Raw genomic sequence first — 22614 nt, forward strand, 5'->3', positions numbered from 1 at the left:
ATGTTCAAAGACCGATTCAGGCTTCCCGGAAACGATAGCCGACGCCGTAGAGGGTTTCGATCATGTCGAAGTCGTCGTCAACAACCTTGAACTTCTTGCGCAGCCGCTTGATGTGGCTGTCGATGGTGCGGTCGTCCACATAGACCTGGTCGTCATAGGCCGCATCCATGAGCGCGTTACGGCTCTTCACCACGCCCGGACGTTGTGCCAGGGCGGAAAGGATCAGGAATTCCGTGACCGTCAGCGTGACCGGCTTGTTGTTCCAGGTGCAGGTGTGCCGCTCCTGGTCCATCACCAGCTGGCCGCGTTCCAGAAGCTTGTCCGCATCGTCGCGTGGAGACGAGGCGTCCTTCGGCTGTGCCCGTCGCAGGACGGCGCGTACGCGTTCCACCAGAAGACGCTGGGAGAAGGGTTTGCGGATGAAATCGTCGGCGCCCATCTTCAGGCCGAACAATTCGTCGATCTCGTCATCTTTCGACGTCAGGAAGATCACCGGCAGGTCAGAGTTCTGACGCAGGCGCCGCAGGAGTTCCATGCCGTCCATGCGCGGCATCTTGATATCGAAGATCGCCAGTTCGGGCGGGTCGCTCTGCAGGCCGTCGAGTGCGGACGTGCCGTCGGTATAGGTCTGGACGCGATAGCCTTCCGCTTCCAATGCGATCGAGACCGAAGTCAAAATGTTGCGGTCGTCGTCGACCAGGGCAATTGTCGGCATGCTTTGCTTTCCATTTCCGGCAACGCACCGATGGCGCGCATAGGTAATTCTGCATTAATGTATCACACAGCCTTTGGCCTGCTAAATGCGCATAAATTAAGGCACTCCGCCCTTTGGCATGCTCGCAGGTGGCAAAGACCGCCCGGCCGGCCGAATTGGTGGGGATCGGCCGACCGGATTTCAAGAGAGCAACTCAACGTCAATTTCATAGAACTCGTGCAAGGGAATAGCGCTGAGTCTCTTTCGCAAGTGCGAAATGCACGCATTTTCTTTCGGTTCGCTCCATATATCGAACATTCCGAAAGTTTCGTTTTTTAGTTCGATGTCCAAATTAATCATCGGCATTTTATTGGCGGTTTTTAATCGATTAAACAAAGACATAGCACCTTTGGTAGTCTTGCTGCCCCATGGGCATTCCACTACGTTCGCAGCCCTCACGGCCGGATTTATCCTTTCTTAACGTTTCCGGACGCGACGAACTGCACCGAGGACAGTCCCGGCACGGCCCGGATGTCCCTCAAGGTCGAGAAAGTTATAGAGCGCTTATCTGCGTTCAATTGAACGCAGGATGCTCTAGCCCCCATCACGAGGACTGCGGGAACATGCAAGAAGTAGGTGTCAGGAATTCCTCCATTGGCTGCGAAACCTTCGGCTTCAAAGGCCTGAAGGCGCTCTACTGGAACCAGAACGAGCCTGCGCTTTATGAATATTCCCTCTCCCGCGGCGAGACGGAACTGGCCGCCGGTGGCGCGCTGGTCGCCGAAACCGGCATCCATACCGGCCGTTCGCCCAAGGACAAGTTCGTGGTCCTCGACGACGAGACCCGGGACAGCGTCTGGTGGGACAACAACGCGCAGATGTCGAAGGAAAACTTCGATCTGCTGCTGGCCGATTTCCTGAAACACGCCGAAGGCATGGGCCTCTTCGCCCAGGACCTTTACGGCGGCGCCGACGCCACCCACCGTCTGCCGGTTCGGGTCTTCACCGAATATGCCTGGCATTCGCTCTTCATCCGCAACCTGCTGCTGCGGCCGGAGACCTCCGAGCTCGCCGGTTTCGTTCCGGAAATGACCATCGTCGACCTGCCGAGCTTCAAGGCCGATCCGGCCCGGCACGGCTGCCGCACCGAAACGGTGATCGCCGTCGACCTGACCCGCAAGATCGTCCTGATCGGCGGCACGTCCTATGCGGGCGAGATGAAGAAATCCGTCTTCACCATGCTCAACCACCTGCTGCCGGCCAAGGGCGTGATGTCCATGCACTGCTCGGCAAATGTCGGCGACAACGGCGACACCGCCGTCTTCTTCGGCCTCTCCGGCACCGGCAAGACCACGCTCTCCGCCGATCCGTCCCGTACGCTGATCGGAGACGACGAGCACGGCTGGAGTGAAAGCGGCGTCTTCAACTTTGAAGGCGGCTGCTACGCCAAGACCATCAAGCTTTCCTCCGAAGCCGAGCCGGAGATCTATTCCACCACGCAGCGCTTCGGCACGGTGCTGGAAAACGTCGTCCTCGACGAAAACCGCGTCCCGGATTTCGACGACGGCTCCAGGACGGAAAACACCCGCGCGGCCTACCCGATCCACTTCATTTCCAACGCCAGCGACACCGGCTGCGCGCCGATGCCGAAGACGATCATCATGCTGACGGCAGATGCGTTCGGTGTCATGCCGCCGATCGCGCGCCTGACCCCGGCACAGGCGATGTATCATTTCCTTTCCGGCTACACCGCCAAGGTGGCCGGCACCGAAAAGGGTGTGACCGAGCCGCAAGCGACCTTCTCCACCTGCTTCGGCGCTCCGTTCCTGCCGCGCCATCCGTCTGAATACGGCAACCTGCTGAAGGACCTGATTGCCAAGCACAATGTCGATTGCTGGCTGGTCAATACCGGCTGGACGGGCGGCGCCCACGGCACCGGCCACCGCATGCCGATCAAGGCGACCCGCACTCTCCTGACCGCCGCCCTCAACGGCAGCCTGAAGGATGCGGAGTTCCGCACGGATGCCAATTTCGGTTTCGATGTGCCGGTCTCCGTGCCGGGTGTCGACGAAACCATCCTGACACCACGCGAGACCTGGGCCGACAAGGACGCTTATGACCTTCAGGCAGCCAAGCTGGTTGAAATGTTTGTCCGCAACTTCGCAACCTTCGAAGCTCATGTCGACGGCGCGGTGCTGAATGCCGCTCCGGCCCTGCGCATGGCCGCTGAATAAGCCTCAAGAAGCATACCCCGCACAAACTTTGGCGGCCCTTCCTCATGGAAGGGCCGTTTCTCTTTTCTGCTCTCTTTCATCACTAGGCAAAAGATCTATATTGAAGCGTCGACCTGAAGGGACGAGCCCATGCCAATGAATGAGACCTCCCCCCTCCCCGATGTCCTGAAGACCGCCGAGGCCTGGCGCGGAGCGGGACGCGCTGTGGCAATTGCCACTGTCATCGAGACCTGGGGCTCCGCCCCCCGGCCGGTGGGCTCTCACCTTGTGATCGACGCCGAGGGCAATTTCGAAGGCTCTGTTTCAGGTGGCTGTGTCGAAGGTGCCGTCGTTTCGGAGGCCATCGACGTGATCGAAACCGGCAAACCGACGACGCTGGAATTCGGCGTTGCCGACGAAACCGCCTGGCGCGTTGGCCTTTCCTGCGGCGGCCGCATCCGCGTCTATGTCGAACCTGTCAGCTAGGGCTAATTGATGACAACGGAAACCTTTCTCGCCTTCATCGCCGCGACCGCGGTCTTTGCCTATATGCCTGGCCCGGCCCTGCTCTATACGGCCGCCCAGACCATTTCCCGCGGGCAGCGGGCGGGCTACATGGCGGCCGCCGGCATCCATCTTGGCTGCTATGTCCATGTGCTTGCCGCTGCCTTCGGCCTGTCGGCCATCTTTGCCGTGGTGCCGGCGCTCTATTTCGCACTCAAGCTGATCGGCGGGCTCTACCTGATCTATCTCGGCATCCAGATGATCCGCACCCGCGTTGCCGCCGGGCCGGTTCCCGATCTGCCGCAGAAATCCGCACGCCGCGCGTTTGCCGACAGCGTCCTTGTCGAGGTGCTCAATCCCAAGGTGGCGATCTTCTTTATCGCCTTCCTGCCGCAATTCGTGAGCCCGGAGGCGGGCTTGCCGATCTGGGCCCAGTTCCTGATCCTCGGCACCATCGTCAATTTCGCCTTCACATCGGCGGACGTCGTCACGGTCCTTTTTGCCTCGGAAGTGAAGAAGCGCCTCACGAGGACCTCCAGATTTCAGGACATGACCCGATGGATCGGCGGATCGCTGCTGGTGGGCCTCGGCCTGAAGCTGGCAACGGACCGCGCCTGACTGCCATGGACCTTGCCCTGCTCAAGACCCTGAACGAGGACCGCGCCAACCGCCGTGCGGCGATCCTGGTCACCGGAATGCCCGACGGCACCCAGCGGCTGGTGCGCGGAACCGACGATTATGCGGCCGATCCGCTGGCGGAAGAATTCGCCAAGCGCTTCCGATCCGGCAAGTCCGGCATGGTTGCGACGGCAACGGGTGAGGCGTTCCTCAACGTTTCGCTGCCGGCCCCGCGCCTCGTCATCATCGGGGCCGTCCATATCAGCCAGGCCCTGGTGCCGATGGCGGAGATTGCCGGGCTGGATGTTACCGTGATCGACCCGCGCACCGCCTTCGCAACCGATGACCGGTTTCCGGGTGGAAACCTGAAGGCCGAATGGCCGGAAGACGCCTTGAGCGAAGCACCGCTCGATGCCTACACGGCGGTCGCAGCCGTCACCCACGATCCGAAGATCGACGATTTCCCGCTGATCGAGGCCCTCAAGGCAGGCTGTTTCTATGTCGGTGCCCTAGGCAGCCGAAAGACCCACGCCAAGCGCCTCGAACGGTTTCAGGAAGCCGGTCTCGACCCGGCCTTGTTCGAGCGTATCGATGCCCCGATCGGCCTCGACATCGGCGCGGCCTCACCGGAGGAAATCGCCGTTGCCGTGCTCGGTGCCATCATCAGGGCGCTGCGCCAGGTGCCTGGGGCAGCAGCATGAAATTCGGGCCCTTGCCGCCGGCCGAGGCCGAAGGCTGCATCGTGGCGCACCGGACCTCGCTGAAAGACCGGGTCCTGAAGAAGGGGCATGTGCTCACAAAGAAGGATTGTGCCGCGCTCGGCGAGCAGGGGGTGGCGAACATCATTGTTGCCCGCCTTGAGCCGGGCGATATTGGCGAGGACGACGCAGCCGGGCGGCTTGGACGGGCGGCTGCCGGCAAAGGCCTTGAAACGGATACCGCCTTTACCGGCCGCATGAACCTTTACGCGGATCGAAGCGGCGTGCTTGTCGTCGATGCGGCCGCCGTGACCCGCACCAACCGCATCGATCCGGCGATCACCTTTGCCACCCTGCCGAATTTTGAAAAGGTACTTGCCGGCCGTATGGTCGCAACGGCGAAGATCATCTCGTTTGCGGTTCCGGGCGCGCTCGTGACTGCGGCTGAAGCGGCTTTGAGGGGCGCTGTCCGCGTAGCGGCGTTTCGCCCCCGCAAGGTCGGCCTCGTGGCGACGGAACTGCCGCATCTGAAACCTATCACACTGGACAAGACCCGGCGCGTTCTGGAAGACCGGCTGCGCCCGAGCGGTTCGACGCTGATCGCCGAAAAGCGGGTGCCGCACCGGCAGGACGCCGTGGCACAGGCCTTGAAGGAACTGGTAGCGGAAGGGGCAGACTTGCTCATCCTGTTCGGAGCATCTGCTGTCGTTGACCGGCAGGACGTGCTGCCGGCGGGGCTCGACATGGCGGGCGGCAGCGTCACCCATCTCGGCATGCCAGTCGACCCGGGCAACCTTTTGATGCTTGGCACGCTGGACGGGATGCCGGTTCTGGGCGCCCCGGGCTGTGCCCGGTCGCCCAAGGAAAACGGTTTTGACTGGGTACTGGACCGGCTTCTCGCCGGACTTGACGTCAATCCTGACGACATCACCGCGATGGGGGTTGGCGGGCTGCTGATGGAAATCGGCACCAGGCCCCAGCCGCGCGAGGTCAAACGGCCGGGTGAGGAGGCCGGCGAGGCGCCGAGAATTGCCGCCATCATTCTGGGTGCCGGCAAGTCCTCGCGCATGGGTGGGCCCAACAAGCTGCTCGCCACCCTGGGCGGCAAGTCCCTGATCCGCCACGCGGCCGAGGCAGCAACCGGTGCAGCGCTTCATCAGACCATACTGGTGACAGGTCATCTTGCTGAGAAGATCGGCGCCGAAGTCGCAGATCTCGATCTCGCCCTGGTCCACAATCCCGACTATGCGGATGGCATGGCCGGATCGATCCGGTCCGGCATGAATGCGCTTGATCCTGAGACCGACGCCGTGATCGTCCTTCTCGGCGACATGCCGGGCATCGACGCGAACGTCCTCAGGAAACTGATCAGCGCCTATCGGAAAGACGCGAACAGCCTGATCGTCACTGCAACGGCGGACGGCAAGCGCGGCAATCCTGTCCTCTGGGACCGCCGCTTCTTTGAAGCCCTGAAAGGCCTCAGCGGCGATGTCGGCGCACGGCATATCATTGCGGAAAATTCCGGTTTCGTGACCGAAGTCGAGATAGGGGCTGCGGCAAGACTCGACCTTGATACGCCCGGGGCGCTGGCAGCTGCTGGTGGCAGTTTGCCGCAGGAATCCAGCTAAGCGATTGCTGCCGAATAGTAAGTTATCGCAAGAAAACCAAAAGATAACATCGCATTAACCCGGTATGCACTCAGTGCAATCCGGAAATGTCAGCTATTCTATTGCATTTTTGTGACATGCCGCTTATGTAATGCCTGCGCTTGCTGCAGAGCACCCTCTCGGGTTGGACAACGGATGACGTCCCGGGCGCCGCTTACATCCGATTCCTGTCGAAAGCTGTTCGGATCCTCTCCTCCCGAGGATGCTCGAGCGCTTTTGTCGCTTGGTTTAAAGAACAAAGGAAAGAAAAATGGCTGACTTGTCTCTTCCGCGTCCGGGCTGCTGCAAATGGGCAGAGGGCGATTCCGGTAACTACATCTTCCCGTGCAACACGCGCGTCGAAGCCGGTGTCTCCTACTGCGCCGATCACAGCGCCATCGTCTACATTCCGCCGGAAGAGCGCCGCCGCAGCCGGTCCGGTGGCGGCATGAGCCTGTCTTTCCGCCGCGCGGCATAAGATCAGAACTGCTTCAAGCGAAAAAGCAGACAGCGTGGGACACCCACGAAACTTGAAACCCGGTCTTCAGGCCGGGTTTTTTATTGCCGGCTCGAAGGCAAAAGCCTCCGGACACCTCGCCCGTCTTCACTCAGGACGTTTTGGCTTGAGCACACCCTCTAAAGCGTGTCGCGTTCATTTGAATTCACGTGACCCGCTTTATCTCCTTCTAGTCGCACGTCTTTTTGCGAAAAACCGGAACCCACTTTTTCGCGACGTGCTTTAAAGCGTGTCGCGTTCATTTGAATTCACGCGACTCGCTTTTTCTCCTTTTTGACGCACGCCTTTTGCGAAAAACCGGAACCCACTTTTTCGCGGCGTGCTTTAAAGAAGAGCCGGTGCAACACGTTGCAACTTATTCTACATATTTTCTAGAAATACATCCGATTGACTTCGAGGATATCGGTATTCTTGCAGATATTCGGCAATCGGCTGAAATCCAAAAACGGATCTGTTCAAACAATCCTGTATTCGTAGACAATTCGACTAAACTTGCTGAGTTTAATCCTTTGTTGCCATTCTTCTCGTAAGGTCAACCTGAACTAGGGGCAACGCCTGGGCAGAAATCCTTCGGGAGACGACGCACATCATGACCTTTGTGCAGGGCATCAACGAACAGGAACGCCTCGATGCGCTGAATGCCTTGCGGATTCTGCGGTCTGAACGTCTGCCGGAATACGATGCGGTCGTGAACACGCTTGCCGCAATCTTCGACTGCCCGATGGCCTTCATCTCGATCGTTGGCGAGGACGAGCTCTGGTTCAAGGCCAAACACGGCATACCCAATGACAGTTCCCCGAGACGCGGCACTTTCTGCGACCAGGCCATACTGTCGCGAGAACTTACCGTCGTTCCCGATGCCTCGCAGGACGCCCGCTTCCGCGATACCAAGCTTGTAGCCGGCCCCCCCTTTATCCGTTTCTATGCCGGCCATCCGCTGACCCTCGACGGTGTTCATCCGCTTGGCACCCTCTGTGTCCTCGACACGAAGCCGAGGCAGCCGGATGACAACCAGCTCGACCAGTTGCGCAACCTTGCGACTGTCGTTCACGGCCTGATGAAATCCCACCAGGCGCAGCGCGAAACCAGTATCGCGCTGGAAAAGGCCGAGGATCTGCATCTACTGGCCGTCCAGAAAGGTGATTTGCTTGAGGAAATCACGCAGGTTTCCGGTGTTGGCGGCTGGGAATACGATGTTCAATCGGATCTGGTCACCTGGACCGCCAAAACCCGCGAAATTCATGAAGTCGACGACGAATTCGAGCCAACCGTCGACGTGGCCTTGTCATTTTATGCGCCGGACTGCCGCCGCCAGATTTCCGATGCTGTTTACAAGAGCATCAAAGAGGGGACGTCGTGGGACCTGGAGCTTCCCTTCGTAACGGCAAAAGGGCGTGAAATCTGGGTTCGCTCGGTCGGTAGACCCGTCAGCGAAAACGGGCGTGCGACCCGGTTGATCGGTGCATTTCAGGATATTACCGAGCGCAAGCTGTCCGAAAGCGCAGTGCTCCATGCCGAGGCAATCCAGCGCACGACATTGGAAACATTGCGTGAAGGAATTCTCGTCTTGGACCAGGCGGGCTGTATCCAGGCAAACAACCCTGCCGCCGCCGCGTTGCTGGGGTTCGCACAAGAAGATCTCAAGGGCAGGAAAGTCCAGGATCTGGACCTTAAATTCCACCACGAGAACGGAGATCGGGATCCGGATCTGCTTCTGCGATCGGCCCGCAAACCGGGCACCATCAACAACCACATCGTGAAGCTGATCCGGAAGGGCGCGTCTCAACCTGTCTGGCTGCGCATCGACGCCAATGCCACCGACAGCGCCAGCGGCATCGGCCTGGATACCGTTGTCGTGTCGCTTGCGGACATCACCGAGACGAAGCGCCAGACAGAGACCATGCAGCTTGTCTTCAACAACCTGCCGGGCGGTCTCGTCTTTTATGATGACCAGCGAAGGCTGGCCGTGTGCAACGAAGACTTTCAGAACCTCCTGAAACTGCCGCAAGAGTTCATCGAGCGAAAAGCTCCGCTACTCGAGGTCGCCACCTATCTTGCCAATCGTGGTGACTATGGGCCGGGCGAACCGGCAAAGCTTGTCGAGAGCCGGTTCAAGCTGTTCGACAGTCAGGAGCCGCATGTTTATGAGCGCACAACCCCCGACGGAAGGGTGCTAGAGGTTCGCGGCATTCCGCTGCCGAGCGGTGGACTGGTCTCGAGCTTCTTCGACATCACCGAACGCAAACGCGCAGAACAGGTGGTGCGCCACTCCGAGGCGGTTCACCGCACCACGCTGGAATCCCTGAGCGAAGGCATTTTGCTCCTGACCCATTCCGGTGCAATCCAGGCCGCGAACCCCGCTGCCACCACTCTTCTCGGCTTCGAGGAAGGCCAGCTTGTCGGCCGCAATGTTGGCGACATCGAGTTTGGAATTCACTGCGAAATCGAAGGCGTCGGCGAATGCAAGACGCCCCTGAAGCGGGCGGCACAGGACCCGCTGTCCCTGCAAAATGTGATCGCGCGCATGATGCCGACAGACGGCAACCCCGGCCGCTGGCTGCGCCTGAGCGCAATGCCCATCGACGAGGACCAGGAGTTCGATCTCGACGGCGTCGTCGTATCCCTGACCGACATCACGGAAACGAAGCAGCAGGCCGATACGCTGCAGACCATCTTCGACAACTTCCCCGGCGGCATCGTTCATTACGACGAAACATTGCGCCTTGCCTCCAGCAACGAAGAATTCCGCCGGCTGCTCAACTACCCCGAAGAACTGATTGCCGGACGCCCCTACCTTTACGACTTCTTCCGTCTGAACGCGAAGAGGGGCGACTACGGCTCCGGCGACCCCGAAGCACTTGCCCTGGAGCGTTTCAAAAAATACGACCTGAGAAAGTCCCAGGTTTTCGAGCGGCAGGCAGCGGACGGTAGCTATATCGAAACCCGGAGCACACCTCTTCCGTCCGGCGGCCTGATCCATAATTTCTACGACATCACCGAGCGCAAGCGGATGGAGGAGCAGCTTGAGGAAAACGAGCGCCAGGCCCGTCACCGCTCGGAGGAACTCGAGGCGATCCTGGCCAACATGCGCCAGGGCGTCAGCGTCTTCGACGCGCGTGGCCGGCTGACCCTCTGGAACAAGCAGTATATCGAGATCTTTGGCAAGCCTGAGGGCGACGTCTATGAAGGCGTCAGCCTGATCGAGCTGATCGAGGCGGAAAAGTCACGCGGCGAATTTGAAGGCGACGTGCAGGAACATGTCATGGATCTGATGATCCGCCTGTCCGCCGGCGAGGTTGTACGGTCGAAATTCCGCCATCCGAATGGCAAGATCGTCAGCGCGGTGCATGCCCCGTTGCCCGCGGGAGGCTGGATCGGAACGCATGAGGACGTCACCTTGCGCGAACAGGCGGCGGCCGAGATCCAGCACGCCGCCCACCATGACACGCTGACCGGTCTTGCGAACAGGACGCTGTTCAATACCAGGCTTGATGAAGCGCTGGCCGAAGTGATCGGCGGCGGCAAATCAGGCGATTTGCTGCTGCTCGACCTCGACAAGTTCAAACCGGTCAACGACAACTACGGCCACGATGTCGGTGACGAATTGCTGCGCCAGGTCTCGCAACGGCTCAAGGAATGCGTTCGCTCCTCGGACCTCATTGCCCGCCTTGGTGGCGACGAATTCGGCATCATTCTGACCGGCACCGGACCCTCAAGCGCAGGCACCGCCGAGATTGCGGAACGTATCGTGCGCAAGCTCGCCACGCCCTTCGCCTTGATGGATCACCTGATTTCGGTTGGCGTCAGTGTGGGCATCGCTCCGATCACCGGCGATGTCCTCGACCCTAATGCGATATTCAAGCGCGCCGATCTTGCCCTCTACGAGGTCAAGAAGAATGGCCGCAACGGTTTCAAATTTTTCGAACTGGCAATCGAACAGACAGCTGCCCGCGCCTAGAGCGTGTCGCGAAAAAGTCGATTCCGGTTTTTCGCAAAAAGACGCGCGTCAAAAAAAACATAAAGCGAGTCACGTGAGTTCAAATGAACGCGACACGCTTTAGATCGTTTCCCGGTCTGAAAAGCAAAACGCGGCCCGTTTCCAGACCGCGTTTCAAAGGTCAGAGCTGAGTTGCCCGTCATCAGGCCTTGTTGAGGGCCTCGGCGACGTCCTTAAGCTGAGCCAGCGTCATAGCGGCTTTCTGCTTGGCCGCGTCGTCCTTGGCATCCGCCAGGTCTTCTTCCGCGTCCTTGATCGCCTGCTGCAGCTGCGCGCGGCTGATCTCGCCGACCGGTACTGCCTGTTCGGCAAGCACGGTCAGACCGCCTGCAGCCACGTCGGCAAAGCCGCCGCGGACGAAATATTCATCCCAGTCACCGGCCTCGCGGCGCACCTTGAGGATGCCCGGCAGGATGGTGGAGATGAACGGGGCATGGTTCTTCAGAACGCCAAACTCGCCTTCGGAGCCCGGCACGACGACCTCGGCAACCTGTTCGGAGAGGAGCTGGCGCTCCGGCGAGACCAACTCAAACTGGAAAAGTTCAGCCATTTGGCGTCTTCCTTGTCAGTCTATTTCTGATGGCAAGCCATCGATCATGAGAAGACGGACGCCCGGGTGGGGCGTCCGGTCCGGTCTCGCCGATTAGGCGGCTTCAGCAGCCAGGCGCTGTGCCTTCTCGATGGCTTCCTCGATGGAGCCGACCATGTAGAAGGCGGCTTCCGGCAGGTGGTCGTACTCGCCTTCCACCAGGCCCTTGAAGCCCTTGATGGTGTCTTCGAGAGCGACCAGCTTGCCCGGGGAACCGGTGAAGACTTCAGCCACGAAGAACGGCTGCGACAGGAAGCGCTCGATCTTACGGGCACGTGCCACGGTGAGCTTGTCTTCTTCAGACAGTTCGTCCATGCCCAGGATGGCGATGATGTCCTGCAGGGCCTTGTAGCGCTGCAGCGTCACCTGGACGGCACGGGCCGTGTTGTAGTGATCTTCACCGATGATGCGGGCGTCGAGCATGCGCGACGTGGAGTCCAGCGGATCCACTGCCGGGTAGATGCCCTTTTCGGCGATGGCGCGGTTAAGAACCGTGGTCGCGTCCAGGTGGGCAAAGGTCGAAGCCGGTGCCGGGTCGGTCAAGTCGTCGGCCGGGACGTACACGGCCTGAACGGACGTGATCGAGCCCTTGTTCGTGGTGGTGATGCGTTCCTGCATGCCGCCCATGTCGGTGGCCAGCGTCGGCTGGTAGCCCACTGCGGACGGGATACGGCCGAGAAGTGCGGACACTTCGGAACCGGCCTGGGTGAAGCGGAAGATGTTGTCCACGAAGAACAGCACGTCCTGGCCCTGGTCACGGAAGTGTTCTGCAACGGTCAGACCGGTCAGGGCAACACGTGCACGGGCTCCCGGGGGCTCGTTCATCTGGCCGTAAACGAGGGCTGCCTTGGAGCCTTCGCCGCCGCCTTCCTTGTTCACGCCGGATTCGATCATTTCCCAGTAAAGGTCGTTGCCTTCACGGGTCCGCTCGCCGACGCCTGCGAACACGGAGTAACCGCCGTGCGCCTTGGCAACGTTGTTGATCAGTTCCATGATGAGAACGGTCTTGCCGACGCCGGCGCCGCCAAACAGGCCGATCTTGCCGCCCTTTGCGTACGGAGCAAGAAGGTCGACGACCTTGATGCCCGTCACGAGGATTTCTGCCTCGGTGGACTGTTCGACGAATTCGGGAGCATCCTGGTGGATGCCACGCTTGGTGTCGTGCTTGATTTCACCAGCTTCATCAACCGGCTCACCGATCACGTTCATGATGCGGCCGAGCGTGCCGTCGCCGACCGGCACCGCAATGGAGCCGCCGGTGTCGACCACTTCCTGGCCGCGGACCAGACCTTCGGTCGAGTCCATCGCGATGGTACGCACGGTGTTTTCACCGAGGTGCTGAGCCACCTCGAGAACAAGGCGCGTGCCCTGGTTGTCTGCTTCAAGAGCGTTCAGGATCAACGGCAGGTGGTCATCGAACTTGACGTCGACAACGGCGCCGATGACCTGGGTGATCCGTCCGACCTGTTTGTCAGCCATATCCCTAATCCTCGTCTCGATCCGGTTAGATCAACCTGCTTTCAACTGGTCGAAAGCGGAAAGTTGATCGACATTAAAGTTTACCGGCATCTTTCTGCGCCCCGAAGGGCGCAGGATGCCTTAGAGCGCTTCCGCGCCCGAGATAATTTCAATCAGTTCCGTCGTAATCTGTGCCTGACGCTGGCGGTTGTAGTTGATCGTCAGCTTGTCGATCATTTCGCCGGCGTTTCGGGTAGCGTTGTCCATTGCGGACATGCGCGCACCCTGTTCGGAAGCAGCGTTTTCCAGGAGAGCCCGGAAAATCTGGACGGAAATGTTCCGCGGAAGAAGATCCGCAAGGATCTCGGTTTCTTCCGGCTCATATTCGTAGACGGCGTTCGCACCGGCTCCCGCATCAGCTGCGCTGGCCTCGAAATGGGCCGGGATCAGCTGCTGGGCGGTCGGTTCCTGTGCGATCACCGACTTGAATGTCGAGTAGAACAGCGTGCAGACGTCGAACTCGCCATCGTCGTACATGGCAAGAACTTCGCGTCCGATGTCGGCGGCATTGTTGAAGCCGACATTCTTCACGCTGCGCAGGTCGACCGTCTTGATGATATGCTGGCCGAGCTCTCGCTTCAGGGCGTCATAGCCCTTCTTGCCGACACAGATGATCTTGACCGTCTTGCCCTGCTTCAACAGGCTGCGCGCCTTTTCGCGCGCAAGCTTGGCAATGTTGGTGTTGAAGCCCCCGCAAAGACCGCGTTCGGCGGTAGCAACGAGCAGGAGGTGAACCTGATCGTTGCCGGTGCCGGACATCAGCTTCGGAGCGTCGTCGCGCCCCTCGAAGGCCACCGCGAGATTGGCCAGCACCGCGCCCATGCGTTCCGCATAGGGACGGGCAGCCTCCGCAGCTTCCTGGGCACGACGCAGCTTCGCCGCGGCCACCATCTGCATGGCCTTGGTGATTTTCTGCGTCGCCTTCACGGAAGCGATGCGGTTTCGTAAGTCCTTCAGGCTCGGCATGGCCGCCCCTGCTCCTTATCCCGGCGTGGTCTTAAGCGAAGTTCTTGGCGAACGCGTCGATGGCAGCCTTCAGCTTGCCGGTCAGCTCGTCGTCAAGTGCCTTCTTCTCCCAGATGGCGTCGAGCAGGCTCTGGTGCTCGCCGCGCAGGAACAGCAGCAGGCCTTCTTCGAAGTCCTTGACACGGTTCACCGGATGGCTGTCCAGGTAGCCGTTCACGCCGGCGTAGATCACGGCGACCTGTTCCTGGGTCTTCAGCGGCGAGAACTGCGGCTGCTTCAGGAGTTCGGTCAGGCGGGCACCGCGGTTCAGGAGGCGCTGGGTGGTGGCGTCGAGGTCGGAGCCGAACTGGGCAAAGGCCGCCATTTCGCGGTACTGCGCCAGTTCGCCCTTGATCGGGCCGGCAACCTGCTTCATCGCCTTGATCTGAGCGGAAGAGCCCACGCGGGACACCGACAGACCGACGTTCACGGCCGGGCGGATACCCTGGTAGAACAGGTCCGTTTCCAGGAAGATCTGACCGTCGGTGATCGAGATCACGTTGGTCGGAATGAACGCGGACACGTCGTTGCCCTGGGTTTCGATGACCGGGAGAGCGGTCAGCGAGCCGGCGCCGTGGTTTTCGTTCAGCTTTGCAGCGCGTTCCAGCAGACGGGAGTGCAGGTAGAAGACGTCGCCCGGGAATGCTTCACGTCCCGGCGGACGGCGGAGCAGCAGGGACATCTGACGATAGGCCACGGCCTGCTTGGTCAGGTCGTCGTAACCGATCACGGCGTGCATGGAGTTGTCGCGGAAGAACTCGCCCATCGCGCAGCCGGCAAACGGTGCCAGGAACTGCAGCGGAGCAGCGTCGGAAGCGGTCGCGGCGACGACGATGGAATATTCCAGTGCACCGGCATCTTCCAGGGTCTTCACGAACTGGGCAACGGTGGAGCGCTTCTGGCCGACTGCGACGTAGATGCAGTAGAGCTTCGCGCCTTCGTCGTCACCAGCGTGCAGCGGCTTCTGGTTCAGGAAGGTGTCGAGGATGATCGCGGTCTTGCCGGTCTGACGGTCGCCAATGACGAGCTCGCGCTGGCCGCGGCCGACCGGGATCAGGGCGTCGATGGCCTTGAGGCCGGTCGACATCGGCTCGTGCACGGACTTGCGCGGCAGGATGCCCGGCGCCTTCACGTCCACGCGGCGCTTTTCGGTGAACTCGATCGGGCCCTTGCCGTCGATCGGGTTGCCGAGCGGGTCGACGACGCGGCCGAGCAGGCCCTTGCCGACCGGGACTTCCACGATGGCGCCGGTCCGCTTGACGGTGTCGCCTTCTTTGATGTCACGGTCGGAGCCGAAGATAACGACACCGACGTTGTCGGTTTCCAGGTTCAGGGCCATGCCCTTGATACCACCCGGGAACTCGACCATTTCACCGGCCTGGACCTTGTCCAGACCATACACACGGGCGATACCGTCACCGACGGAGAGCACCTGACCGACCTCGGAGACTTCGGCTTCCTGGCCGAAGCTCTTGATCTGGTCCTTGAGGATTGCGGAAATTTCCGCGGCCCGAATATCCATCAGCCGACCTCTTTCATCGCGAACTTGAGTGAATTGAGCTTGGTACGCAGCGAAGTGTCGATCATGCGGGAGCCGACCTTGACCACGAGGCCACCGATCAGGGCAGGATCAACCTTTGCCACGATGTTTACGGTTTTGCCCGTGGTTGCCGAAAGGGCTTCCTTGAGGGCAGCGACATGGTCGTCGGACAGGGCGGCCGCGGAGGTAACCTCGGCCGTTTCCTCGCCCCGCTTCTGTGCCAGCAGAACGCGGAACGCCTTGATCATGTCGGGAAGAACGAAGAGGCGCCGGTTGCGGGCGGCCAGCTTCACGAAATTTGCAGCCAGGCCCTTGATGCCTGCCTTGTCGAGAAGTGCGGAGAGCGCTGCAAGCTGCTCCTCCGTACTGAATACCGGGCTTTTCACGAGACGGACGAGATCCTCGCTTTCGGCAAGCATGCCTTCGAAAGCGGTCAGATCCCGTTCCACGTCAGCCGTGACGCCTTCGCCCTCTGAGAGGTCGAGGAGGGCGGACGCATAACGCTGTGCCACGCCGGATACGAGAGATACGTTGTCAGTCACCAGGTCCGTGCTCTCTGACGTTTTTCATGCCCACCAACGAGGACCGTTCGTAAGGCATTGAAAAAATGAAGGATTTCAAGGTCAGAAGGTATGACGGTTAAACCGCTGCCCCCAAAGCCGCGCCTCAATTAGCACAGGGTTTCCCAGTGTGCAACTTCACCTAAAGACTGTTCTTGCCGATTCCTTGGTGTTTTTTGCGGGGGACCCGCAAAAAGCGTTGCCAATCAACGTTCCGGCATCGTCATAAACCTTTAGACGGTTTTGTGGCAGCGGCCCCTGAGCGGATCGCCTGAAGGTTTCCGCTCGGCGTCCGGAGCAGTCCGTTTCAATAATTCACGAGCGTCTCGAACCCGCCGAAAATCATCCGCTGCATGCTGAAGACTTCGGACGCATTCCCCATCGCCTCATCCCAGCGCGGATCCGTTCCCATGGTTGCGACACAGGCATCGGCGGTTTCCTTGTCGGGCCAGACGATCCAGGAAAAGACCACGGTTTCGTCTGCCTCCTTTTTGACCGCCATCGGAAAGGACGTCACCTTGCCGTCCGGCACATCGAAGCCCCAGTTTTCGCAGCAATGAAGAGCGCCGTATTCCTTGAAAAGCAGCCAGGATTTTTCTGCGATCTCGACATACTCCGTTTTCTTGGCCGTCTTCACCGGTGCCAGAAATCCTTGAACATAGGTCATCGGCAAACCTCCCGTTTTTGAAACGGTCGCAAGGGTGCCATTGCCGGCAAGCGGAAGCAACCTGGAGGAGCAGCATTAAAGAGGAGGTCGCGGTGGTCGCGATCGCTATGCCTGACAGAAAGCCGGTGCAGAAAACCAAGGCTGTCAGAGGAAATGCTGCGGATCGATGTCGACCTGCAGTCTCAGACCCCGTGTCGGTTTCGGGCCGGTCCCCAGCCAATGGCGCAAATAGGCCTGCAGGTCGAATTGACGCGGGGCCATGGCAAGCAGGCGGAAGCGGTAGCGGCCACGCACCATGGCAAGCGCCGCTTCCGCCGGGCCGAGCAGCGTCACGGCACCTTCCTCAGGCGCAGCGCGGGCGAGCGCACGGGCATAGCCCTCGGCAAAGGTCCTGTCCGGTCCTGAAATAATGACTGCCGCCATGCGACCAAAGGGCGGCAGACCGGCAGCGCGGCGCGCGTCGATCTCCGCCCGGTAAAAAGCAGCCTTGTCGCTGGAAAGCAGTGCCCGGATCACGGGATGGTCCGCATTGTAGGTCTGCAGGAACCCCTTGCCGCCGCCTGTGACACGGCCGGCACGGCCGGTCACCTGAGCCAGCAGTTGAAAGGTCTTTTCCGCCGCGCGCGGGTCGCCATGGGCGAGACCCAGATCCGCATCGACGACGCCGACCAGCTTCATCTTCGGGAAATTGTGACCTTTCGCCACAAGCTGCGTGCCGATGACGATGTCGGCACCGCCCTCTTCCACGATCTTCATCTCGCGTTTCAGCCGCTCGGGCCCGCCCATCATGTCGGAGGAAAGCATCAGCACCCGCGCCTGCGGAAAGAGGTCGGAGACCTCCTCGGCGATTCTCTCCACGCCCGGACCGCAGGCAACAAGGCTGTCCGTGCTCTGGCACGACGGGCAGGCCTGCGGCACGGGTTCCTGGTGGCCGCAGTGATGGCAGACGAGCTTTTTCTGGAAGCGGTGTTCCACCAGCCAGGCGCTGCAATGGGCACACTGGAAGCGATGGCCGCAGGTGCGGCAGAGGGTCAGCGGTGCATAGCCGCGCCGGTTGAGGAACAGGAGCGACTGGCTGCCTTCGGCGAAAGTGTCCTTGATGGCATGCACCAGCTCCGGCGCCAGCCAGCGGCCCCGCTCAGGCCCCTCGTGGCGCATGTCGATGGCCCTGAGATCGGGCAGGTCCGCTCCAGAGGCGCGCTCGGGCAATTCGAACAGCCGGTAGCGGCCGGTTTCGGCATTGACGACGCTTTCTACCGACGGCGTTGCGGAGGCAAGAACCACGGGAAAGCCGGCGAGATGACCGCGAACGACCGCCATGTCGCGGGCACTGTAGGGGACCCGGTCGTCCTGTTTGAAGGCGGCATCGTGCTCCTCGTCGACGATGATGAGCCCCAGTTCCTTGAAGGGCAGGAAGAGCGACGAGCGCGCCCCGATGACGACACGCACGTCACCGGAGGCAACCCCGCGCCAGACGCGGGAGCGATTCTTGACGGTAATCTGCGAGTGCCATTCGGCCGGATAAACGCCGAATCGCTGCTCGAAGCGGCGCAGGAACTGTTCGGTGAGAGCGATTTCCGGCAGCAGCACCAGCGCTTGCCTGCCCCGCCGGAGCGCTTCGGCAATGGCCTCGAAATAGACTTCCGTCTTGCCCGATCCGGTGACCCCGTCGATCAGCGCGACGCTGCCGCCTTTGTCGAAGCATCCGGCCAGTCCTTCGGCCGCGGCTTCCTGGGCACTGGTCAGTTTTTTCTGCGCAAAATCGAGCTGCGGCTTCGGCGGCGGCGGCGAAGCCGGCATCAGCACCGTTTCCAGGACCTCCTGTTTCAAAAGGCCATCGATCACGGACGACGAGACCCCGGCCGCGTGGGCGAGCCCGCTCTTCGTCCAGGCGAAGCCCTCTTCCATCGTTGCCAGGATGCGCTGGCGCGCCGGCGTCAGGCGGTCGGGCTCTGCACCCTCCACCCGGCGCACGCCCGGAACCGGGGCTTCAGGTTCCAGCGCTTCTTCCGAGCGCAGCACCATGCGCAGCACCATGCCCGGCGCGCCGAGGGTCCAGTTGGCCACCCAGTCAACGAAACGGCGCAGCTCCGCGTCGAGCGGCGGGGTCGACGCATAAACGTGGGAAATGGACTTCAGCTTTTTCGGGTTGATCGCGGCGTCCGGTTCAATGTCCCAGACAGCGCCAATGACTTCTCTCGGACCCAGCGGTACCCGGACGATGGTTCCCGGCACGACACTCTGGCCCGGCGGCACCTTGTAGGTATAGGCACCGGACACCGCCACCGGCACCAGCACGCTGGCGATCGTTTCCTTGAATTCCGGATCGTCGAACAGCACGAAACCTCAACTCCCTACGGGCGCAACGGGCGACCTGCCCGAGGACCGTTCCACTCGCCAGACGCGCCCAAGGTGATCGCCCGCACGGGAGGCGGACGCAAGGGGGTCCGTTTTTTGAGGTACGTACCACATTTTTTTGATCCACCGGAGAATCAGGGGTTCTTCTCGTCCTCATCCTAGGGTAAAGAGGGCGCAGCTGACCATTCAATCGTTTTGACCCGGAACGGGTCAGAGCTTCTGGCGACCTGCAGGGCGCCCCACAGGGAGTAGACACGCATGAAATTCTTCGTCGACACCGCCGACACGGCGGAAATCAAGGAACTGGAAGCAACCGGCCTTCTTGACGGCGTCACCACCAACCCGTCCCTGATCGCCAAGTCCGGGCGGGACTTCAAGGAAGTGATCGCCGAAATCTGCGCCATCACCGCAGGCGATGTCTCGGCGGAAGTGGCCGCGACCGATTTCGACACGATGATCAAGGAGGCCCATATCCTCAGTGCCATCGCCGACAATGTGGTGGTCAAGCTGCCGCTGACCTTCGACGGCCTGAAAGCCTGCAAGCAGCTGACCGAGGAAGGCACCAAGACCAACGTCACTTTGTGCTTCTCGGCCAACCAGGCCCTGCTCGCCGCCAAGGCTGGCGCAACCTACATCTCGCCCTTCATCGGCCGCCTCGACGACATTCACGCCGACGGACTGGAGCTGATCCGCGAAATCCGCGTGATCTACGACAATTACGGCTTTGAGACGGAAATCCTGGCCGCCTCCATCCGTACGCCGAACCACGTCAAGGACTGCGCCATCATTGGTGCCGATGTGGCCACCGTGCCGCCGGCAACGCTGAAGGCACTGGTCAAGCATCCGCTGACCGACAAGGGCCTGGAAGCCTTCCTCGCCGACTGGGCAAAGACCGGCCAGAGCATTCTCTGAGATCTGCAACCCTATGAAATACGAACGGCCCGGAAATTTCCGGGCCGTTTTACTTTCCGCTGCAGCTTATCAGCTCGTCATCCTTGCTCGCGCTTCGCTTGGCCGGGAGGACGGCGGAGCGGTGTGCCTTTCGGGAGAGCCATAAAGGATTTCCCAAAAGCCAACCGCCCGGTGGTGGGGCCGGGCGGTTGCGGCCGTCGGGAGGGGCATCCCGTCCGGCCGGGCGGGCCGCTCGCAGAATGCGGCCCGGTGGGGATTGGTGAGGTTACGAGGTCTTCGGAGCGCGGTAGTCGTCGGAAGCGCTCGTGCCGGCCTTTTCGTGGGTCCAGTCGGCCTTGCGGTAGGTGAAGGACCACTTGTCGACATCGCCGCGGGAAGCGTTGGCTTCGTCGTTGACGTCCGGCAGGATCGTCTTGCCTTCCACCAGCACCGCATCGGTGAACTTGATGGTGAAGTAGTGTTCCTGGACGCCCGAGGTGGCGGTGCGCCAGAAGTGAACTTCGATTTCCAGGCTCTCACCGGTGGCCAGGGCCTGCCACAGCAACGGGGTGGCCTTGTCGACCGGCTTCATGAAGGTGGTCGGCATGTGGCGGCGGGTGGCGATGATGGAACCGGACTGCGGGTCGCGGGGAACAACGGCGTTCTGCTCGAAGGCATAGACCAGGGATTCGGCCTCATGGCCTTCCTGCCACAGGTTGCCGACACTGTCGGCGGTGGTTGCGTCGGAGGTGATGTCGCCCTGGGTTGCGCCCTTGACGGTGATGTAAGCGATGTTGGACATGGTCTTAACTCCTGGTGACTGTGACTTGACGGACTGTCGTCGTTTCGATTTCCGGGGCACCCGGGTTTGGTCCGGTGCCGATGCTGAGGAAATTGCAACGGCCGTGCCAACTTGGCCTGAACAGGTCAAGATATTGAAAACGCAGCGTTTAAACTTGTTTCTGGGCAAAGGTTAAAATGTGGCACTGTGCAGAAATCTGCACAGTCCACCCGAAGATGCGAACAGACCTGCGCAACACACGTGTGACGAACATCACAAAATGACGATCGGGAGGGTTTGACGCGGGCCGGAACGAGTGCGGAAGAGCCGGCTGGAGCCTCGGAAGCAAGCCTCAAGGCATGCATCGGCCCTCCCCCGACCTCATCCTGAGGAGGGCTGATAAGCCCGTCTCGAAGGATGGGCCGCTTGTTCGGAGTGTGCCGCCGATCCTTCGAGACAGCGCTGTCGCGCTTCCTCAGGATGAGGTGGCAGGGAGAGGATAGACCGGCCCCATCCACGCGTTAACCGATCCGTTGCAGCTCTTGAGGCAGTGTGGCGGCATGTGTGCCACGTCCACCAGATCCGATTCTCTGCTTGTCACCGCCCGCCCGGAGCTCAACCGGCGGGTGGATCAATGGCTTGATCATCTTTCCGACGAACGCCGGCTTTCGGACAAGACGCTGCTAGCCTATGAGCGGGACCTGCGCCAGTTCCTGCGGTTTCTGACAAACCATCTTGGCGGGGCGCCGGACGTGAAGGATATAGCGGCGCTGCGGCCGGCAGATTTCCGCGGCTTTCTGGCCAACCGGCGGCGTGCCGGCGTGCAGAGCCGGTCGCTCGCCAGAGGCCTTGCAGGTATCCGCTCGTTCCTCAGGTTCCTGGAACGCCGCGGCGAGGTGAATGCGGCCGCTTCCGCTGCCGTGCGCCCGCTCAGACAGGCCCGTTCGCTGCCCAAACCGGTCTCCTCCAAGGATGCGCTTGATATCACCAGCGGCGATCTGGCGATGGAGACTGAGCCCTGGCTGGAGGCCCGCAATGCCGCCGTCCTGACCCTGCTTTACGGCTGCGGCCTGCGTATTTCCGAAGCCCTGTCGCTGACGGGCCGGATGGCGCCAAAAGCCGGGACCCGGACGCTGCGCATCATCGGCAAGGGCGGCAAGGAGCGGATCGTGCCGATCCTGCCTGCCGTCTGCGAGGCGGTCGAGCTCTACCTGAAGCTCTGTCCCTACGCGGTAATGCCGGACGGACCGCTGTTTCTGGGAGCGCGCGGCGGACCGCTCAATCCGCGCATGATCCAGCTGGCGATGGCGCGCCTGCGCGGTGCGCTCGGCCTGCCGGACAGCGCCACGCCACATGCACTGCGTCACTCCTTCGCAACCCACCTGCTTGCTGGCGGCGGCGACCTCAGGACCATCCAGGAACTGCTCGGCCATGCGAGTCTCGCTTCGACGCAGATCTACACCGAGATCGACAGCGCCCATCTGCTGGCCGCCTACGACAAGGCCCACCCGCGGCGCTAGTGGAGCGAATTTGACATTTGAGTCCCGCTCGCGGATAGGCTGATGCTCAAATGTCAAATTCAAAAGCTCCACTAGAATCCTATATTTATCTAGTGGTTCTTATGATTCTGACATTTGCTCCAGCGCTAGCAGCAGGGGATGCAAATGTCAGAATCGAACCACTAGATCAGCGGACGCGGAAAACCTCGTTCCTCGGGCAGGCGCAGCCTGAATCGTCCGGTCTCAAGGATCTGCCTCGCAAACCTCTGACGGTCTTAAAGGAATCACTTTCTGCTGGCATGATACCGGGAACGCGGGT

18 protein-coding genes are annotated in these 22614 nt (G+C 61.0%); 9 read left to right on the forward strand and 9 right to left on the reverse strand.

Annotation, left to right across the window (positions count from 1 at the left end; all coding sequences use genetic code 11):
• Nucleotides 1–16: 16 nt before the first annotated feature.
• Nucleotides 17–715, reverse strand: a complete 699-nt coding sequence (locus tag ACX3M4_RS15510; protein WP_459353908.1) for a response regulator transcription factor — start codon at nucleotides 713–715, stop codon at nucleotides 17–19.
• A gap of 602 nt (nucleotides 716–1317) precedes the next feature.
• Between ACX3M4_RS15510 and ACX3M4_RS15515 the strand changes: the two genes are divergently transcribed.
• From ACX3M4_RS15515 to ACX3M4_RS15545, 7 genes are all read left to right on the forward strand, one after another.
• On the forward strand, nucleotides 1318–2928 hold the full coding sequence (locus tag ACX3M4_RS15515) for a phosphoenolpyruvate carboxykinase (RefSeq protein WP_459353909.1): 1611 nt from the start codon (nucleotides 1318–1320) through the stop codon (nucleotides 2926–2928).
• A gap of 129 nt (nucleotides 2929–3057) precedes the next feature.
• Nucleotides 3058–3393: an XdhC family protein gene (locus tag ACX3M4_RS15520; protein WP_459353910.1), complete on the forward strand. Its 336-nt coding sequence runs from the start codon at nucleotides 3058–3060 to the stop codon at nucleotides 3391–3393.
• Between the two features lie 6 nt (nucleotides 3394–3399).
• Nucleotides 3400–4029: a LysE family translocator gene (locus ACX3M4_RS15525; protein WP_459353911.1), complete on the forward strand. Its 630-nt coding sequence runs from the start codon at nucleotides 3400–3402 to the stop codon at nucleotides 4027–4029.
• Nucleotides 4030–4034: 5 nt separating this feature from the next.
• Nucleotides 4035–4730 carry an XdhC family protein gene (locus ACX3M4_RS15530; RefSeq protein ID WP_459359435.1) on the forward strand — a complete coding sequence of 232 codons (696 nt, stop codon included), beginning with the start codon at nucleotides 4035–4037 and terminating at the stop codon, nucleotides 4728–4730.
• Nucleotides 4727–6355 carry an NTP transferase domain-containing protein gene (locus ACX3M4_RS15535; protein ID WP_459353912.1) on the forward strand — a complete coding sequence of 543 codons (1629 nt, stop codon included), beginning with the start codon at nucleotides 4727–4729 and terminating at the stop codon, nucleotides 6353–6355. Before ACX3M4_RS15530 ends, ACX3M4_RS15535 begins: the two co-directional genes overlap by 4 nt.
• A gap of 289 nt (nucleotides 6356–6644) precedes the next feature.
• Complete coding sequence (locus ACX3M4_RS15540) at nucleotides 6645–6851, forward strand: hypothetical protein (protein ID WP_459353913.1); 207 nt, start codon at nucleotides 6645–6647, stop codon at nucleotides 6849–6851.
• Between the two features lie 628 nt (nucleotides 6852–7479).
• Entirely contained in the window at nucleotides 7480–10848 is a 3369-nt protein-coding gene (locus tag ACX3M4_RS15545) for a PAS-domain containing protein (protein ID WP_459353914.1), read from the forward strand.
• A gap of 181 nt (nucleotides 10849–11029) precedes the next feature.
• Here ACX3M4_RS15545 and ACX3M4_RS15550 read toward each other — a convergent pair whose 3' ends face one another.
• From ACX3M4_RS15550 to ACX3M4_RS15580, 7 genes are all read right to left on the reverse strand, one after another.
• Nucleotides 11030–11437, reverse strand: coding sequence for a F0F1 ATP synthase subunit epsilon (locus tag ACX3M4_RS15550; protein ID WP_459353915.1), 408 nt, complete (start codon nucleotides 11435–11437; stop codon nucleotides 11030–11032).
• Between the two features lie 93 nt (nucleotides 11438–11530).
• Nucleotides 11531–12955, reverse strand: coding sequence for a F0F1 ATP synthase subunit beta (gene atpD / locus ACX3M4_RS15555; RefSeq protein WP_459353916.1), 1425 nt, complete (start codon nucleotides 12953–12955; stop codon nucleotides 11531–11533).
• 120 nt (nucleotides 12956–13075) lie between these two features.
• A complete protein-coding gene (locus ACX3M4_RS15560; RefSeq protein WP_459353917.1) occupies nucleotides 13076–13960 on the reverse strand; it encodes a F0F1 ATP synthase subunit gamma in 885 nt (294 codons plus the stop codon).
• Nucleotides 13961–13991: 31 nt separating this feature from the next.
• Nucleotides 13992–15521, reverse strand: a complete 1530-nt coding sequence (gene atpA / locus ACX3M4_RS15565) for a F0F1 ATP synthase subunit alpha (protein WP_459353918.1) — start codon at nucleotides 15519–15521, stop codon at nucleotides 13992–13994.
• A complete protein-coding gene (locus ACX3M4_RS15570) occupies nucleotides 15521–16081 on the reverse strand; it encodes a F0F1 ATP synthase subunit delta (protein ID WP_459353919.1) in 561 nt (186 codons plus the stop codon). The genes atpA and ACX3M4_RS15570 overlap by 1 nt, the downstream gene beginning before the upstream one ends.
• 325 nt (nucleotides 16082–16406) lie before the next feature.
• On the reverse strand, nucleotides 16407–16766 hold the full coding sequence (locus ACX3M4_RS15575; RefSeq protein ID WP_459353920.1) for a DUF1428 domain-containing protein: 360 nt from the start codon (nucleotides 16764–16766) through the stop codon (nucleotides 16407–16409).
• A 144-nt stretch (nucleotides 16767–16910) separates the two neighbouring features.
• Nucleotides 16911–19106 carry a primosomal protein N' gene (locus tag ACX3M4_RS15580; RefSeq protein WP_459353921.1) on the reverse strand — a complete coding sequence of 732 codons (2196 nt, stop codon included), beginning with the start codon at nucleotides 19104–19106 and terminating at the stop codon, nucleotides 16911–16913.
• A 276-nt stretch (nucleotides 19107–19382) separates the two neighbouring features.
• Between ACX3M4_RS15580 and fsa the strand changes: the two genes are divergently transcribed.
• Nucleotides 19383–20036, forward strand: coding sequence for a fructose-6-phosphate aldolase (fsa, locus tag ACX3M4_RS15585; RefSeq protein WP_459353922.1), 654 nt, complete (start codon nucleotides 19383–19385; stop codon nucleotides 20034–20036).
• A 265-nt stretch (nucleotides 20037–20301) separates the two neighbouring features.
• On the opposite strand, the gene ACX3M4_RS15590 is transcribed toward fsa, so the two are convergent.
• Nucleotides 20302–20817 carry an Hcp family type VI secretion system effector gene (locus tag ACX3M4_RS15590; protein ID WP_459353923.1) on the reverse strand — a complete coding sequence of 172 codons (516 nt, stop codon included), beginning with the start codon at nucleotides 20815–20817 and terminating at the stop codon, nucleotides 20302–20304.
• A 539-nt stretch (nucleotides 20818–21356) separates the two neighbouring features.
• Between ACX3M4_RS15590 and ACX3M4_RS15595 the strand changes: the two genes are divergently transcribed.
• Entirely contained in the window at nucleotides 21357–22316 is a 960-nt protein-coding gene (locus ACX3M4_RS15595; protein ID WP_459353924.1) for a tyrosine recombinase XerC, read from the forward strand.
• Nucleotides 22317–22614 lie beyond the last annotated feature (298 nt).

It is taken from the genome of Roseibium sp. M-1 (genome assembly GCF_054515675.1).

What these genes read in the sequence shown, in the direction of transcription:
- ACX3M4_RS15510 (WP_459353908.1), bottom strand. Translation starts at nt 715, where the DNA reads ATGCCGACAATTGCCCTGGTCGACGACGACCGCAACATTTTGACTTCG.
- ACX3M4_RS15515 (WP_459353909.1), top strand. Translation starts at nt 1,318, where the DNA reads ATGCAAGAAGTAGGTGTCAGGAATTCCTCCATTGGCTGCGAAACCTTC.
- ACX3M4_RS15520 (WP_459353910.1), top strand. Translation starts at nt 3,058, where the DNA reads ATGCCAATGAATGAGACCTCCCCCCTCCCCGATGTCCTGAAGACCGCC.
- ACX3M4_RS15530 (WP_459359435.1), top strand. Translation starts at nt 4,035, where the DNA reads ATGGACCTTGCCCTGCTCAAGACCCTGAACGAGGACCGCGCCAACCGC.
- ACX3M4_RS15535 (WP_459353912.1), top strand. Translation starts at nt 4,727, where the DNA reads ATGAAATTCGGGCCCTTGCCGCCGGCCGAGGCCGAAGGCTGCATCGTG.
- ACX3M4_RS15540 (WP_459353913.1), top strand. Translation starts at nt 6,645, where the DNA reads ATGGCTGACTTGTCTCTTCCGCGTCCGGGCTGCTGCAAATGGGCAGAG.
- ACX3M4_RS15545 (WP_459353914.1), top strand. Translation starts at nt 7,480, where the DNA reads ATGACCTTTGTGCAGGGCATCAACGAACAGGAACGCCTCGATGCGCTG.
- ACX3M4_RS15550 (WP_459353915.1), bottom strand. Translation starts at nt 11,437, where the DNA reads ATGGCTGAACTTTTCCAGTTTGAGTTGGTCTCGCCGGAGCGCCAGCTC.
- atpD (WP_459353916.1), bottom strand. Translation starts at nt 12,955, where the DNA reads ATGGCTGACAAACAGGTCGGACGGATCACCCAGGTCATCGGCGCCGTT.
- ACX3M4_RS15560 (WP_459353917.1), bottom strand. Translation starts at nt 13,960, where the DNA reads ATGCCGAGCCTGAAGGACTTACGAAACCGCATCGCTTCCGTGAAGGCG.
- atpA (WP_459353918.1), bottom strand. Translation starts at nt 15,521, where the DNA reads ATGGATATTCGGGCCGCGGAAATTTCCGCAATCCTCAAGGACCAGATC.
- ACX3M4_RS15575 (WP_459353920.1), bottom strand. Translation starts at nt 16,766, where the DNA reads ATGACCTATGTTCAAGGATTTCTGGCACCGGTGAAGACGGCCAAGAAA.
- fsa (WP_459353922.1), top strand. Translation starts at nt 19,383, where the DNA reads ATGAAATTCTTCGTCGACACCGCCGACACGGCGGAAATCAAGGAACTG.
- ACX3M4_RS15590 (WP_459353923.1), bottom strand. Translation starts at nt 20,817, where the DNA reads ATGTCCAACATCGCTTACATCACCGTCAAGGGCGCAACCCAGGGCGAC.
- ACX3M4_RS15595 (WP_459353924.1), top strand. Translation starts at nt 21,357, where the DNA reads ATGTGTGCCACGTCCACCAGATCCGATTCTCTGCTTGTCACCGCCCGC.